Genomic DNA, 16,061 nt, shown 5'->3' with positions numbered 1-16,061 from the left:
CATGGAAACGCTGTTGGAAGTGCGCAATCTGAGCAAAACCTACCGCTACCGCACCGGGCTGTTTCGCCGTCAACACGTAGAAGCGGTGAAATCGGTCAGCTTTACGCTGCGTGAGCGGCAAACGCTGGCCATCATCGGCGAGAACGGTTCCGGTAAGTCGACGCTGGCCAAGATGCTGTCCGGCATGGTGGAACCCTCATCCGGCGAACTGTTGATTGATGACCATCGGCTCAACTATGGCGATTATCGCTATCGTAGCCAGCGCATTCGCATGATATTTCAGGATCCGAGCACTTCGCTCAATCCGCGTCAACGTATCGGCCAACTGCTGGATGCCCCATTGCGGCTGAATACCGAAATGGCCGCCCCGGAGCGCGAGCAGCACATCAATCAGACGCTGCGACAGGTAGGGATGCTGCCGGACCACGCCAATTATTACCCGCACATGTTGGCTTCCGGTCAGAAACAGCGAGTGGCGCTGGCCCGAGCGCTAATCCTGCAGCCCAAGGTGATCGTTGCCGATGAAGCACTGGCCTCGCTGGATATGTCGATGCGCTCGCAGATCATCAACCTGATGCTGGAGCTGCAGGAGAAACACGGCATCTCCTATATCTATGTAACTCAGCATCTGGGGATGATGAAACACATCAGCGATCAGGTGATGGTGATGCACGAAGGGGAAATCGTCGAACGCGGTAGCACCGCCGAAGTGTTGGCTTCCCCGCTGCATGAACTGACCAAACGGCTGATCGCCAGCCACTTCGGCGAAGCCCTGACCGCAGACGCCTGGCGGCGCGATGGCGGCAGGTTCTGATCCTTCGGTCCTGAGATGCATGAGCCCCTCACCCCGACCCTCTCCCTCTGGAGAGGGTGACGTCCGCTTAAGCCATGCCGGACAGACTTGTTGATCTACCCGGCATGGCGCTTAGCCAAAATCCTCAAATACAAATTACAATTTTGTTATATCTCATTATATTTTATTCCATTCAGTTATTGATTAGCACTTAACATTATTTTATCTCGCCAATCGAATCGGTGAGGATATCCCCTACGTTGAGCTTATTAAACGACAGGATATCGCACTGATGACCAGCCCCCGCAATCGCCGACTCACGCAGTTCTTGCTCGCTTTAGCCGCAGGTTTCTCTGTTTATGGCCACGCACTGTGTTGCGATGGTCAGCGCTGATCCTGTCATTTCGTGCCCCTCTACGGGCATGTTGCCTTTTCATCTTGCCGCCGCTGCCTTATGCATCGGTGGCTGTTGCTCTTGATTAAGGATCCTTCCCTATGGAACTACTACGTCGACAACATAATGCCCAGTGGTATCACGAAACCCAAAGCAGCGTCCGGGGTGACCAACCGCTGGAGCCACAGGCCGCCGGCATCCGCGATCGCTTCCTGCTGGGGTTGGGAGCCTTTGCCGACGAAGCGTTGAACAGCGCATTGACTGCCCGCGGCGGGGTGTTTAACGCCTCGCTTGCCAGTTATCACGTGCTGTTCCCGGACCAGATCGAATTAACCCGCTTTGTGACACTGTCACCTTATGATCGTCTCAGCACCGCACTGACCGTCGCTCAGGTGACCGGGGTTCAGTCTCTTTGTAGTCACTACGCGGCCCGCCTCGCCCCGCTGTACAGCCCCGATGCCTCGCGTGAAAGCAATATCCGCCTGGCCCAAATCACCCAATATGCCCGCCAACTCGCCAGTCAGCCGACCTTGATTTGCCCTAAAGCCTTACAGCAGCTCAGCGATGTCGGGTTAAGCCCGGCAGATATCGTGGCGTTTTCACAAATTATCGGGTTTGTCAGCTATCAGGCACGGGTGGTCGCCGGTGTCGCGGCCTTAGCCGGGCGGCCCACCGGTGTGGTGCCCGGTTTTCCGAACATAGAGGATGCAAAAGGTGTGGAATTCACGCAGGAAGAACTGGCCTGGCAATCACGACTGCCGTCGGTAGTGCTGGAAGAGGCCCGCGCTGAACAGCTCGACGTGCTCGATCAAAGCCATCCCGATGCCCGCAGTGAGTCTTATTATCTGTTGCTGGCTCATGATGCTCCGGCACTGCGTGAGCGCAATGGCGTGTTTAACAGCATCAACGCCGAGGGTTATGGCCTATCGGCTCGATTGAAAGCGCTGGCGACGCTGGCGGTTTCCCGCATTAACGGCAGCCGCTACTGCGCATCCACCGTCGCACAGGATATTGAAGATGACTTATTGGTCAGTGCCCTGTTCGACAATGTTCATCACGGGCTGGAGAGTACCGATAATTCGGTTTCTCAGGCAGTGATCCGGGTGGTTGCAGACCTGACCCGCACGCCGGAAAAATTCACGCCACGCAGCGTGCAACCATTGTTTAACAGTGGGCTGAATCAGGCGCAGGCGCTGGACGTGATCCTCACCGGGGCGCTCTATGCCTGGGAGAACCGTTTACGCCAAACCCTGGGGGACACACAGCGCCTCAGCGAAAGCCAGGCGGAATAAGTTACCGCAATAGCCAACCGCGCGCGGCATCAAAGAAGTGCTGCGCCAATGGTGATGCACGCCCCGGCTCGGCGGCCACCACGGCGGCATGGCGCGACATTGCCGCGATAGCGATCGGTCGGCGTTGCAGCTCTGGCATCATGGTCGGCAACAGGTTGCCGTGCGGAAACACCCCGCATCCCAGTCCAACAAAAATGCCCTGCAGCAATTGGAATATTGAGGTGGTTTCCATGCGCACATGCAGCGTCAAACCGGCTTCACGGAAGTTTTGATCAAGGTAGCGGCGGAAGTAACGCGTCGGTTCCGCCAAACACAGCGGCAATGCGGCTACTTCCTCCAGCGTCAGTGGCGCATCCCCTGCCAATTCGGGGAAATGCTCGGGGTGGTACACCAGCTCAACACCGGCATCCGCCAGCGGTTGCGACTGGAAATGCAGTTCCTGCAGCGTGGAAAACTCAAAAAATCCGATGCCAATATCCACGGTATGTGCCGTCAGCGCCTCAAGTAACTGATCGGCGCTCAGTACCGACACCCGGTAATCCAACTGAGGAAAACGCTCACTGACCGCCTTTAACATTTGCGCCAGTGAAATGCTGCACTGAGGAACGGCGCCGATGCGCAGCGTGCCGTTAAGGCCGTGCTTAAGCGACTCCACCTCCAGCTTCAGTCCCTGATAAACCGAGACAATCTCACGCGCCCACGACAGCACCCGCTCGCCTTCGGCGGTAAAGCCTTCGAAATTGTTACCGCGGTTGATCAACGAAACGCCCAACTCTTTTTCCAGGTTTTTCAGCCGCATGGATAACGTCGGCTGGCTGACGAAGCTGGCCTCGGCCGCCCGACCAAAGTGGCGCTCACGTTCGAGATTACACAGGTAGATCAGTTGCTTAATATCCATAAAACGGCTCAATAAGTCATGACTGGCCTGAGTATATCATCGCCGCAGGATTTCGGGCGCAGCGCCCTGCGCCCGGAGGGTCAGATTTTCAGCTTCACATAGTCCATCAGGCGCGAGAACATTCCGCCCTGATTGACCGGCTGCAACGCCACCAGCGGTAAGGTTTTCAGTACCTTGCCGTTATCGCTGATACGAATTTCACCGATCGCTTGCCCCTGTGCCAACGGCGCATCAAGACGCGGCGCATTGATCACATATTGCGCCTTCAATTTGGCCGCCTCGCTTTTCGGCAGGCTGAAGTATTGATCCTGCACACTGCCTACCGCGACTTCATGGCGGTCGCCGTACCACACTTTTTCCTGACCCAGACTTTGCCCGGCATTGAACAGATGCACGGTGGCGAAATCACGCAGGCCCCAGGTCAGCAGTTTACGCGCCTGTTCTTCACGGCCTTTCGAGCTTTTTCCACCCATCACCACCGCAATCAGCCGGCGGTCACCTTCGGTGGCAGAGGCAATAATGTTAAAACCGGCCGATTCGGTATGCCCGGTTTTCAGGCCGTCCACCCGCAGGTTTTTGTCCCACAACAGCCCATTGCGGTTCTGCTGGGTGATGCCGTTCCAGGTCAGCGATTTCTCGCTGTACATATGGTATTCCGCCGGCTCACTCATGATGATGGCACGTGCAATCACCGCCAGATCGCCCGCCGTGGTGAATTGCCCCGGCGCATCCAGGCCGTGGACGGTTTCAAAATGGGTATTTTGCAGACCCAACTGGGCGCTCTTTTCATTCATCAGCTTGACGAAGGCAGCCTGACTCCCTGCCACGTAATCCGCCATGGCGACACAGGCGTCGTTACCGGAATCGATGATAATGCCACGGCTAAGATCGCGAACCGTGACCCTGTCACCTGGCTTCAGGAACATCAACGATGAACCCTTGAACACTGGGTTGCCCTGCGCCCAGGCATCTTTACCCACTGTCACTACGTCATCCAGGCCAATCTTGTGCTGATCGAGCGCATGGTCGATCACCAACCCGGTCATCAGTTTGGTCAGGCTGGCCGGATTGCGACGCTGATCTGCATTGGCCTGCGCCAGCACCTGGCCGGTGGTGTAATCCATTAATACGTAAGAGGCGGCGTCTATCGCCGGCGGGGTATTAAGGGGAAAACTCTGGGGTGCATCTGCCGCCTGTACCGCCAACGGCAGCAAAACCCCGGTGATAACCACCAATACTGAACGCTTCAATCGCTGTTCCTCAGGCCCTGTGGGCAAAATAAAATACCAATATAATCCGTGGCATAGACTGCATTAATTGTGAGGAAAGCGGAATCATTACTCTTTTTCAGCAGATGTCATTATGCAACGATTTGTATGCTGCGGCCGACGGCGCGATAAACCGGCTCTATGCCGCCATAGCCCGATTCGATTAGACGCTGTCGCCGCCCCCTCCTAAACTTGTGACATAAATACTGAAAACGCTTAAAAAAGCGTTCACTTTTTAGCTACAACCACCTGCGAAGACCAATATGAAATTCAAACCGTCAATAAAGCCCTATACCGGCGCGGCGGGCGGCTGGGGTTCTCTCGAAGCCACCACCCGCTATGTGCTCGACAGCAAACAGACGCTGAAAAACCTGCGTAACCTGATGCGCGTGAATAAAGCCCGCGGCTTCGACTGCCCAGGCTGTGCCTGGGGCGATGATAATCACAGCACTTTCAGTTTCTGTGAAAACGGCGCCAAGGCGGTCAGTTGGGAAGCCACCCGTAATGCGGTGGAACCGGAATTTTTTGCCGCCCACAGCGTCAGCACCCTGCAGCAGCAAAGTGATTACTTCCTGGAATATCAGGGCCGCCTCACCCACCCGATGCGCTATAACGCCGAGACTGACCATTATCAGCCGATCGATTGGCCAGACGCGCTGGCGTTGATCGCCCAGCATATCCACCAGATGGACAACCCCAACCAAATCGAGCTGTATACCTCGGGACGCGCCAGCAACGAAGCGTCCTATCTGTATCAACTGTTTGGCCGTATGCTCGGCACCAGTAATTTCCCCGACTGTTCCAACATGTGTCATGAGGCCAGCGGTGTCGGCCTGAAACAAAGCATCGGTGTGGGTAAAGGCACCATCCGTATGGATGACTTTGAAAAGGCCGACGCCATCTTCGTGTTTGGTCAGAACCCCGGCACCAACCACCCACGCATGTTGCACAGTTTGAAAAATGCGGCCAGTCGTGGCGCACGTATCGTCAGCTTTAATACCCTGCGCGAGCGCGGCCTTGAGCGCTTTGCCGATCCGCAAAGTCCGATTCAAATGCTGACCCCCAAGTCGTCACCGATCAGTTCGGCCTATTTCCAACCCAACCTCGGCGGGGATATGGCAGCGGTACGCGGCATGGTGAAAGCGCTGCTGGAAGGCCATCGTCAGCGTCTGGCGGCCGGTGAAGCTGGTCTGTTTGACCTGGCCTTTATTGAGCAATACAGCGTCGGCGTGGAAAGCTATCTGGCGCAGGTAGATGCCACCGCCTGGGAGCAAATCACCCAGCAGTCCGGTCTCAGTGAAGCGCAGTTGCGCCAGGCAGCGGCCATTTATCAGGGGGCTGAGCGCGTAATCTGTACCTGGGCGATGGGCATCACCCAGCATAAACACTCAGTACCGACGGTGCGTGAGATCACCAACCTGCAACTGCTGTTCGGCCAGTTGGGTAAGCCGGGCGCCGGCCTGTGCCCGGTTCGCGGCCACAGTAATGTGCAAGGCAACCGCACCATGGGTATTGATGAGAAGTCACCCAAGGCGCTGCTCGACAGCCTGGAACAGCATTTTAACTTCTCGCCGCGACGTGAGCCGGGCCATAACACGGTAGAGGCGATTGAAGCGATGCTGCGTGGCGAAGTGAAGGTATTGCTGGCGCTGGGTGGCAATCTGGCCGCTGCCGCACCGGACACCGAACGCACCGCCCGCGCCCTGCGCTGCTGTGACCTGACGGTACATATCAGTACCAAACTTAACCGCAGCCATCTGGTTACCGGCAAGGACGCCCTGATCCTGCCGACCCTCGGCCGAACCGAACAGGATCTGCAGGCCAGCGGCCCGCAGTACATCACGGTGGAAGACTCGTTCAGCATGGTGCATGCATCTGAAGGCGTCGGAAAACCCCTGGCGGATACCCAGCGCTCGGAAACCGCCATTGTCTGCGGTATTGCCGATGCGGTACTGGGCAACCAACAGCTCGACTGGCTGGAATTGGCAGATGACTATTCGTTGATCCGTAATCACATCGCCGCCACCATTCCCGGCTTCGAGGATTTCAACCGTCGTTGTGATCAACCGGGTGGTTTCTATCTGGGTAACGCCGCCGCTGAACTGCGCTTCGCGACACCCAGCGGCAAAGCGGAATTTGGCGCAGCCCCGTTACCGGACAGCCTGTTCCCGCAGTTGGACGGTCGCCAGGCCCCCTTCACGCTGCAGACCTTGCGCTCGCACGATCAGTACAACACCACCATCTACGGGCTGGATGACCGCTATCGCGGCGTCTATGGCCAGCGAGAAGTACTGTTTATTCACCCGGAAGATCTGGCGGCTCTGGGTATGCAGGACGGCGAACTGGTGGAGATCGAAACCCTGTGGAATGACGGCATCACTCGCAAGGTGAGCGGTTTCAAACTGGTGAGCTACGATATCCCGCGCGGCAATCTGGCGGCCTATTACCCCGAAACCAACCCGCTGGTGCCGCTGGCCAGTTTTGGTGACGGCACCGGCACGCCGACCTCCAAGTCGATACCGGTAGAGATCCGCCGTTGTGTCGCGCAACCGACACGGCGTATCGCCTGACCCGCAGCGCCCGGTTTACGCCGGGCGCGCTAATATATCGATCGCTGTCTGTGCCGGTTTTCTCTCCGATGACTTTTGACTGCTGGATATTCCCTAAAATCACGCGCTAACGCGGTAAAACCGTGACGTTAGGCTTGCTCGCAGCAGGTGATTCGCGTAAAACTGTCAGCCGCAAATCTTGCCACTCACAACCCATTCACTGGACGATATGTTTCAAGATAACCCGCTGCTGGCGCAGCTTAAACAGCAACTTCACTCTCAGACCCCGCGCGTTGAAGGCGTAGTAAAAGGGACTGAGAAAGGCTTTGGCTTTCTTGAAGTAGACGGTCAAAAAAGTTATTTCATTCCGCCACCGTACATGAAGAAAGTCATGCACGGCGATCGGGTGAGCGCGACCCTGCACACCGAGAAAGAACGCGAAATCGCCGAGCCGGAAACCCTGATCGAGCCATTTCTGTCGCGCTTTGTCGGCCGTGTGCAAAAGCGCGATGACCGCTTGTCCATCGTGCCCGATCATCCTTTGCTGAAAGACGCGATCCCATGTCGTCCAGCGCGTGATCTGAAGCATAACTTCCAGGCTGGTGACTGGGCAGTTGCCCAGATGTGCCGCCACCCGCTGAAGGGCGATCGTGGTTTTAACGCCGATCTGACCCATTTCATTACCGAAGGTGAAGATCACCTGGCACCGTGGTGGGTAACTCTGGCCCGTCACAATCTGGAAAAAGAAGCCCCGGAAATGATCGCTACCCGCGAGCCGGACGCTTCGCTGCCGCGTGAAGATCTGACTGCGCTGAACTTTGTCACCATCGACAGTGCCAGCACCGAAGACATGGACGATGCGCTGTTCGTGCAGGACAACGGTGACGGCTCACTGCAGTTGACCATCGCCATTGCCGATCCGACCGCTTACGTCGAGCAAGGTAGCCCATTGGATGAAATCGCCCGCAAGCGCGCCTTCACCAACTACCTGCCGGGCTTCAACATCCCGATGTTGCCCCGTGACCTGTCAGAAAACCTGTGTTCACTGCGCCCGAACCAACGCCGTCCGGTGCTGGCCTGCCGCGTGACCGTCGGTGCCGACGGCGCATTGGCTAACGACATTCACTTCTTCGCCGCCGAGATCGAGTCAAAAGCCAAACTGGTTTATGACGAAGTGTCCGACTGGCTGGAAGGCATTGCCGGCTGGCAACCGCCGAGTGACGACATTGCGCAGCAAATCACCCTGCTCAAGCGCGTGTGCGATGTGCGTAACGCCTGGCGCCACCAGCACGCTCTGGTGTTCAAGGATCGCCCTGACTACCGCTTTGTGCTGGGCGAAAAAGGCGAAGTGCTGGAGATCGTCACCGAGCAGCGCCGCAGCGCCAACCGCATCGTTGAAGAGTGCATGATTGCTTCTAACGTTTGCGCCGCTATCGTGCTGCGCGACCGTCTGGGCTTCGGCATTTACAACGTGCATACCGGTTTCGATCCGCTGCTGGTCGAGCAGGCGGTTACCGTGCTGCAGGCTAACGGCGTAGAAGCCGAAGCCGAGAAACTGCTGACGCTGGACGGGTTCTGTGAACTGCGTCGTCACCTGGATTCACAGCCGACCCAGTTCCTCGACAGCCGCATCCGTCGTTCCCAGACCTATGCCGAGATCAGCACCACACCGGGCCCGCATTTCGGCCTGGGGCTGGAAGCCTATGCCACCTGGACTTCACCGATCCGTAAATACGGCGATATGGTTAACCACCGCCTGCTGAAAGCCATTATTACCGGGCAGTCCGCTGAGAAGCCGCAGGATGAAGTGACCGTCCAGTTGGCCGAACGCCGTCGTCTGAACCGCATGGCGGAGCGCGACGTGGGTGACTGGCTGTACGCTCGCTACCTGAAAGATAAAGCCGGCACCGATGAGCGCTTCAATGCGGAAATCATCGACGTCACCCGCGGCGGCCTGCGTGTGCGCCTGCTGGACAACGGTGCTGTAGCCTTTATCCCGGCGCCGTTTATTCACGCGGTACGTGATGAAATGGTCTGCAGCCAGGATACCGGCACGGTGCAGATCAAAGGCGAAGTCGTCTATCGTCAGGGCGACAGCCTGCAGGTCACCATCGCCGAAGTGCGTATGGAAACACGCAGCGTGATCGCCAGACCGGCGGCCTAACCCCGCGAGAGTCATCTCACGTCAGACAAACACCGGACGGGTCAACCTCCGGTGTTTTTTTTCGCCTGCTGATGACCGCAACAATCTCATCACATTGTTTTTACGCCATTACTTAACCAGCATCACATTTCTCATCCGACCTGCTGTTCTTCACGCGCAAAACTCCTACTTTTAATGGGTATCCATTATCCATAACAACATCGCTTTCTTTATTTCTGCACACCAAGGAGTCGTTGAAGATGAAGAACGTCAAGTCCGGGATCATCTGGCTGGTGGTGGCGTTGGTGGGCGCATTTGCCTTCGCCATGCTGGCCCTTAGCCGTGGCGAACATGTCAACGCGGTTTGGCTGGTGGTGGCGGCGATTGCCTGCTACAGCATCGCTTACCGCTTCTATAGCCTGTTCATCGCCAAAAAAGTATTTGAGCTCGACGATCGCCGCATGACGCCGGCGGAGCGTCGCAATGACGGGCTGGATTATGTTCCTACCAACAAGTGGGTGCTGTTTGGTCACCACTTTGCCGCTATCGCCGGAGCCGGGCCGCTGGTTGGCCCGATCCTGGCGGCGCAAATGGGCTTTCTGCCCGGCACCATCTGGATCCTGGTCGGGGTGATGCTGGCCGGTGCGGTGCAGGACTTCCTGATCCTGTTCATTTCCACCCGCCGCGACGGTCGCTCGTTGGGTGAAATGGCCAAGCAGGAACTGGGGGCCTTTGCCGGGGTGATCACCATGCTGGGCGCACTGGGGGTGATGATTATCATTCTTTCCGCGCTGGCACTGGTGGTGGTAAAAGCCCTGGCCGACAGCCCATGGGGATTGTTCACCATCGCCGCCACCATTCCTATCGCGCTGTTTATGGGCGTGTATATGCGTTTCATCCGTCCAGGTAAAATCGCTGAAATCTCGGTGGTGGGCTTCGCCCTGATGCTGCTGGCGATCATTTATGGCGGCAATGTGGCGCAAGATCCCTACTGGGGCCCCTTCTTCACGCTGCACGGCACCACGCTGACCTGGGTGCTGGTGGTCTATGGCTTCGTTGCCTCGGTGCTGCCGGTATGGCTGCTACTGGCGCCGCGTGACTATCTGTCCACCTTTATGAAGATTGGCGTCATTATCGGGCTGGCGGTCGGTATCGTCTTCGCCATGCCAGAGATGAAAATGCCGGCGGTATCGCGCTTTATCGACGGCAGTGGCCCGGTATTCGCCGGTTCGCTGTTCCCGTTCCTGTTTATCACCATCGCCTGCGGCTCGATTTCGGGCTTCCATGCACTGGTATCCAGTGGCACTACGCCGAAGCTGGTGGAACGTGAAAGCCATATCCGCTTTATCGGCTACGGTGCCATGCTGATGGAATCCTTCGTGGCGATCATGGCCCTGATCTGCGCCTCGGTCATCGATCCGGGCGTTTACTTCGCCATGAACTCACCGGCGGCGCTGATCGGCACCACGGTGGAGAATGCCTCGCAGGTGATCAACGGTTGGGGCTTTATGATCACCCCGGAAACCCTGACGATGATTGCCAAAGACGTCGGGGAGCATTCGATTCTGTCACGTGCCGGTGGCGCACCAACCTTTGCGGTGGGTATGGCGCACATCATTACCGAGGTGTTCAACAGCCGTGCGATGATGGCGTTCTGGTACCACTTCGCCATTCTGTTTGAAGCCCTGTTTATTCTGACCGCCGTCGATGCCGGGACCCGCGCCTGTCGCTTTATGGTGCAGGATTTGGTCGGCGTGGCGATCCCAAGGCTGGCCAATAACCGTTCGTGGTTCGGTAATCTGGCGGGCACCACGGTAGCCGTCGCCGGTTGGGGCTTCTTTGTGTATCAGGGGGTGGTCGATCCGCTCGGCGGTATCAACACCCTGTGGCCGCTGTTTGGTATCGGCAACCAGATGCTGGCGTCGATGGCGCTGATCCTCGGTACCGTGGTGCTGTTCAAAATGAAAAAACAGCGCTATGCCTGGGTGACCATCCTGCCGACCGTCTGGTTGTTTATTACCTCAATGACCGCCGGCTGGCAGAAAATCTTCCATGAGAAACCGAGTATCGGCTTCCTGGCGCAGGCGAAGAAATTCTCTAACGGTATTGAGCAAGGTACGTTGATCGCCCCTGCCAAAACATTGAAGGATATGGAAACCATCGTTTTCAGCAACCAGATTAACGCCGCGCTCTGTGCTTTCTTTATGCTGGTGGCGGTCACCATGCTGGTCTCCGCCTTCTTTGTGATCCGTCGTGCGCTGAACGCCAGCCAGCCAACGGTGAAAGAGTCGCCGATCGTCCTGCGTGAGAATGGCTAACTCCGACTGGTGATAACCAGGGCGCTTCCGCGCCCTCAGACAACTTAAAAGTCCGTTATTAGGGAGAGCGTGCCGAAGGGGTCGTAGCAGCTTTAGCTGCCGACCAACTTGCTGGGAGCAAGTTGGAACGACTTCCAGTCGGCCCGCAGGGTGGGACACAAGGATGTGTCCCATAATTGCCCCTCGGTGCGCTAGGCCCGAGTATCTCAGGCTAAAAGACGACTTTTCAGTTCAGCAAGTTAGTCCCAAACGCCCCCTGCCAATCCTGCTCGAACTTTTCTACCGCCGCCTGAACCGCCGGGGCTGCAAGGAACTGCTCAGCCACGTCGACCGGCAAGGTGATGGCCTGACAGCCCGCCAGCAAGCATGCCAACGCCTGACGCGGCGTTTTAAAACTGGCGGCCAACACCCGGGCTCCCGGCGCATGCAGCGTCAGCAACTGCTGCAATTCATGCACCATTTCGATGCCATCGCCGCCCTGCGCGTCCAAACGGTTAACGTAAGGCGCTACGTACTCCGCCCCGGCCAGCGCCGCCAACAACCCCTGACCCGCGCCATAGACCGCCGTCCCCAAAGTAGGGATCGACATCGCCTTCAGTTTTTTAATCGCGGCCAGCCCTTCTGCGGTCGCCGGCACCTTCACCACCAGCCCCGGCACCCGCTGATGAAGCAACGCCGCTTCGGCCACCATGCGCTCGGCATCGTTGGCCATCACCTGAGCAAACAGCTTGCCGGTGCCCCCCAGCGCATCACGCAGCGCCGGTAACACCTCCCAAATGGGCTTTCCTTCTTTGGCAACAATGCTTGGATTGGTGGTCACACCGTGCAACGGCAGGATGCGCGCCAGGCGTTTTACTGCGTTCACATCAGCGGTATCGAGATAAAGCTCCATTACGGACTCCTGAATCTTCTGTGGGCGAATTCAAACTCTCATCATAGTAGGACATGCAATGCGTTTATATTTGATCGAAATCAAATCAACTTTCATTCGAAACAACTTTAATGACATCAGTAAAGCAACTGAATGACAGGTGACTCGTGATCTTCAATCTGCAGCGCTATTCCACCCATGATGGCCCCGGCATTCGCAGCGTGGTGTTCCTGAAGGGCTGCTCACTCGGCTGCCTCTGGTGCCAGAACCCGGAAAGCCGCGCGCGACAGGCCGATCTGCTGTTCGACCCTCGCCTGTGTCTGAGCGGCTGCACGCTGTGTGGAGACGACCACTCGCCGGCAATCCGACGCACAGACGACAAGCTGGTGATCCAACGCGATTTGCTCAGCCACGAAGATTATGCCGCATTGGCCGCCCGTTGCCCAACCTGCGCACTCAGCCTGTGCGGTAACGCAGTCAATATCGACGATATCATGGCCGAGGTACTGCGCGACCGGCCCTTTTATTTACGTAGCGGTGGGGGCCTGACGCTGTCCGGCGGTGAACCCTTTATGCAACCGAGCGTGGCGGCAGAGCTGCTGCGTCGCGGTCGTGAAGCCGGTATTCATACCGCGGTAGAGTCCTGCCTGCATACCCCGTGGTCGCACATCACCCCTTCACTGCCCTGGCTTGACCTGATGCTGGCAGATTTGAAACACGTCGATGAACGACGTTTCAAACAGTGGACCGGCGGATCCGCCAAACGGGTGATGGATAACTTCCGCCGACTGGCCGCCCAGGGCACCCCAACTACCGTACGCGTCCCGCTGATCCCAGGGTTTAACGCCGATCGCCACTCTGTCCGCGCGATTGTCGATTTCGCTGCCGATGAAGCCGGTGCCAAAGAGATCCATTTCCTGCCGTATCACACGCTGGGCATCAATAAATATCATCTGCTTGGCGAACCTTATCACGCTGCCCGTACCCCACTGGATGCGCCCGAATTGCTGGCCTATGCCGAGCAGTACGCCGAAGCCAAAGGGCTGACCGCCATTTTGCGAGGATAACATCATGACCACGCTGGACCTGACCACCCTGACCGCACGTACCCTGGCCCACAAGAACGCACTGATCCATATCGTCAAACCGCCGGTTTGCACCGAACGCGCACAGCATTATACCGAGGCCTATCAGCAGCATCTGGACAAACCCTTGCCGGTGCGCCGGGCACTGGCGTTGGCCAACCATCTGGCCAAACGCACGCTGCGCATTGACAACGATGAGCTGATTATCGGCAACCAGGCCAGCGAATTACGCGCCGCGCCGATCTTCCCGGAATATACCGTCGGTTGGATCGAAGATGAGATAGACCAGTTGGCCGACCGTCCGGGTGCCGGTTTCTCCGTCAGCGAGGAGAACAAGGTAGTTCTGCACCGGATATGCCCATGGTGGCGAGGTCAAACGGTACAGGACCGCTGCTACGGCATGTTCACCGATGAACAAAAAGCCCTGCTGGCCACCGGCATCATCAAGGCCGAAGGTAATATGACCTCGGGGGATGCGCACCTGGCGGTGAATTTCCCACTGCTGCTGGAAAAAGGCCTCGACGGGCTGCGTGACAAAGTGGATGAGCGCCGCAGCCGCATTCGGCTCACCGACTGGCAAGAGCTGCAGCAGGAGCAATTCCTGAAGGCCATCGACCTGACGCTGGAAGCACTGAGCGAACATGTCCTGCGCTTTGCCCGGTTGGCCCGCAGCATGGCCCAGGCGGAAAGCCGTCACTGGCGCAGTAAGGAGTTGCTGGCCATCGCAGAAAACTGCGAGCTGATCGCCCACCGTCCGCCACAGACTTTTTGGCAGGCTCTGCAACTGTGTTACTTCATTCAGTTGACGCTACAAATTGAATCCAATGGGCATTCAGTGTCCTTTGGCCGTCTCGACCAATATCTCTATCCCTGGTATCGCCGTGATGTCGAGCTGGAGCAGACTTTGCCGCGCGAACGCGCGATTGAAATGCTGCACAGCTGCTGGCTGAAACTGCTGGAGATCAACAAGATCCGTTCCGGCTCACACTCCAAAGCCTCGGCAGGCAGCCCGCTGTATCAGAACGTGACTATCGGTGGGCAGCAACTGCTCGACGGCAAGCCGTGCGATGCGGTTAACCCCCTGTCCTATACCATTTTGGAATCTTGTGGTCGCCTGCGCTCTACCCAACCCAACCTCAGCGTGCGCTACCACGCCGGGATGAGCAGCGATTTTCTCGACGCCTGTGTGCAGGTGATCCGCTGCGGGTTTGGCATGCCGGCCTTCAACAACGACGAAATCGTCATTCCCGAGTTTATCAAGCTGGGGGTGGAACCGCAGGATGCTTATGACTATGCGGCAATCGGCTGCATCGAGACCGCTGTGGGGGGCAAGTGGGGCTACCGCTGCACCGGTATGAGCTTTATCAACTTTGCCCGCGTGCTGCTCGCCGCGTTGGAACAGGGGCGCGATGCCACTTCCGGCCAGATCTTCCTGCCGCAGGACCTGGCGCTGTCACAGGGCAACTTCAGTCATTTCGACCAGGTGTTGGCGGCCTGGGACAGCCAGATCCGCTATTACACCCGTAAGTCGATTGAAATTGAGTGCGTGGTCGATAGCGTGCTGGAAGAAAATGCGCACGACATTCTGTGCTCAGCACTGGTGGACGACTGTATCGAGCGCGGTAAAAGCATTAAGCAAGGTGGGGCAAAATACGACTGGGTTTCGGGCCTGCAGGTCGGTATCGCCAACCTGGGCAACAGCCTGGCGGCAGTCCGCAAATTGGTGTTCGAACAGGGGGTGATCGGTCAGCAGCAGTTAGCGGCTGCGCTGGCCAATGACTTTGACGGGCTGAGCGGCGAGCAGTTACGCCAGCGGCTGCTCAACGCCGCGCCAAAATACGGCAACGACGTGGATGAAGTTGACCAACTGCTGGTGCGGGCTTATCAGACCTACATTGATGAACTCAGGCAGTACCACAACACCCGTTTTGGTCGTGGCCCGATCGGCGGCACTTACTACGCCGGTACCTCGTCCATTTCGGCTAACGTCCCCTTTGGGGCCGCCACCCTGGCAACGCCGGACGGCCGCAAAGCACATACGCCACTGGCGGAAGGTGCCAGTCCGGCTTCCGGGACCGATCACCTGGGGCCTACCGCCGTGTTCAACTCGCTGTCCAAGTTGCCTACCGCGTCGATCCTCGGTGGCGTACTGCTGAACCAGAAGCTGAACCCGACCACGCTGGAGAACCCGGCCGATCGCGAAAAGCTGATGTTGATGTTGCGTACCTTCTTTGAGGCCTACCAAGGCTGGCATGTGCAGTACAACATCGTGTCGCGGGAAACCCTGCTGAAAGCGAAGCAACATCCTGACCAATATCGTGATTTAGTGGTTCGCGTTGCTGGATATTCCGCTTTCTTTACCGCATTATCCCCTGACGCGCAGGATGATATTATTACGCGAACAGAACATACTATTTAAACAATAAATATTAGCGGCCGCACCTTGGTGG

10 protein-coding genes are annotated in these 16,061 nt (G+C 57.5%); 7 read left to right on the top strand and 3 right to left on the bottom strand.

From position 1 onward, the window contains the following. The first annotated feature begins 1 nt into the window (after window position 1). Together sapF and BEI65_RS08110 are read left to right on the top strand one after the other, a co-directional pair. A complete protein-coding gene (gene sapF / locus BEI65_RS08120) occupies window positions 2-814 on the top strand; it encodes a putrescine export ABC transporter ATP-binding protein SapF (protein WP_099062884.1) in 813 nt (270 codons plus the stop codon). Between the two features lie 474 nt (window positions 815-1,288). Continuing rightward, window positions 1,289-2,479 (top strand): peroxidase-related enzyme, encoded by a 1,191-nt coding sequence (locus BEI65_RS08110; protein WP_099062883.1) that lies wholly within the window; start codon window positions 1,289-1,291, stop codon window positions 2,477-2,479. A gap of 1 nt (window position 2,480) precedes the next feature. Here BEI65_RS08110 and BEI65_RS08105 read toward each other — a convergent pair whose 3' ends face one another. Next, window positions 2,481-3,377, bottom strand: coding sequence for a LysR family transcriptional regulator (locus BEI65_RS08105; RefSeq protein ID WP_099062882.1), 897 nt, complete (start codon window positions 3,375-3,377; stop codon window positions 2,481-2,483). 80 nt (window positions 3,378-3,457) lie between these two features. Continuing rightward, on the bottom strand, window positions 3,458-4,627 hold the full coding sequence (gene dacD, locus BEI65_RS08100; protein ID WP_099062881.1) for a serine-type D-Ala-D-Ala carboxypeptidase DacD: 1,170 nt from the start codon (window positions 4,625-4,627) through the stop codon (window positions 3,458-3,460). A gap of 281 nt (window positions 4,628-4,908) precedes the next feature. Here dacD and BEI65_RS08095 point away from each other — a divergent pair, with 281 nt between their 5' ends. The 3 genes from BEI65_RS08095 to BEI65_RS08085 all read left to right on the top strand — a co-directional run bounded on the left by BEI65_RS08095 (window position 4,909) and on the right by BEI65_RS08085 (window position 11,655). Further along, a complete protein-coding gene (locus tag BEI65_RS08095) occupies window positions 4,909-7,215 on the top strand; it encodes an FdhF/YdeP family oxidoreductase (protein WP_099062880.1) in 2,307 nt (768 codons plus the stop codon). A 208-nt stretch (window positions 7,216-7,423) separates the two neighbouring features. Next, window positions 7,424-9,358 carry an exoribonuclease II gene (locus tag BEI65_RS08090; protein ID WP_099062879.1) on the top strand — a complete coding sequence of 645 codons (1,935 nt, stop codon included), beginning with the start codon at window positions 7,424-7,426 and terminating at the stop codon, window positions 9,356-9,358. Between the two features lie 239 nt (window positions 9,359-9,597). Then, window positions 9,598-11,655 carry a carbon starvation CstA family protein gene (locus BEI65_RS08085; protein ID WP_099062878.1) on the top strand — a complete coding sequence of 686 codons (2,058 nt, stop codon included), beginning with the start codon at window positions 9,598-9,600 and terminating at the stop codon, window positions 11,653-11,655. A 226-nt stretch (window positions 11,656-11,881) separates the two neighbouring features. On the opposite strand, the gene fsa is transcribed toward BEI65_RS08085, so the two are convergent. Then, window positions 11,882-12,547, bottom strand: coding sequence for a fructose-6-phosphate aldolase (gene fsa / locus BEI65_RS08080; protein ID WP_085117024.1), 666 nt, complete (start codon window positions 12,545-12,547; stop codon window positions 11,882-11,884). A 146-nt stretch (window positions 12,548-12,693) separates the two neighbouring features. Between fsa and BEI65_RS08075 the strand changes: the two genes are divergently transcribed. Together BEI65_RS08075 and BEI65_RS08070 are read left to right on the top strand one after the other, a co-directional pair. Then, complete coding sequence (locus tag BEI65_RS08075) at window positions 12,694-13,593, top strand: glycyl-radical enzyme activating protein (RefSeq protein ID WP_099062877.1); 900 nt, start codon at window positions 12,694-12,696, stop codon at window positions 13,591-13,593. Window positions 13,594-13,597: 4 nt separating this feature from the next. Beyond that, complete coding sequence (locus BEI65_RS08070) at window positions 13,598-16,030, top strand: formate C-acetyltransferase/glycerol dehydratase family glycyl radical enzyme (RefSeq protein ID WP_099062876.1); 2,433 nt, start codon at window positions 13,598-13,600, stop codon at window positions 16,028-16,030. Window positions 16,031-16,061 lie beyond the last annotated feature (31 nt).

This window comes from Serratia sp. BW106 (assembly GCF_002607755.1).
Taxonomy (GTDB): domain Bacteria; phylum Pseudomonadota; class Gammaproteobacteria; order Enterobacterales; family Enterobacteriaceae; genus Serratia; species Serratia proteamaculans.
This window is presented reverse-complemented; position numbering and strand designations above follow the sequence as displayed.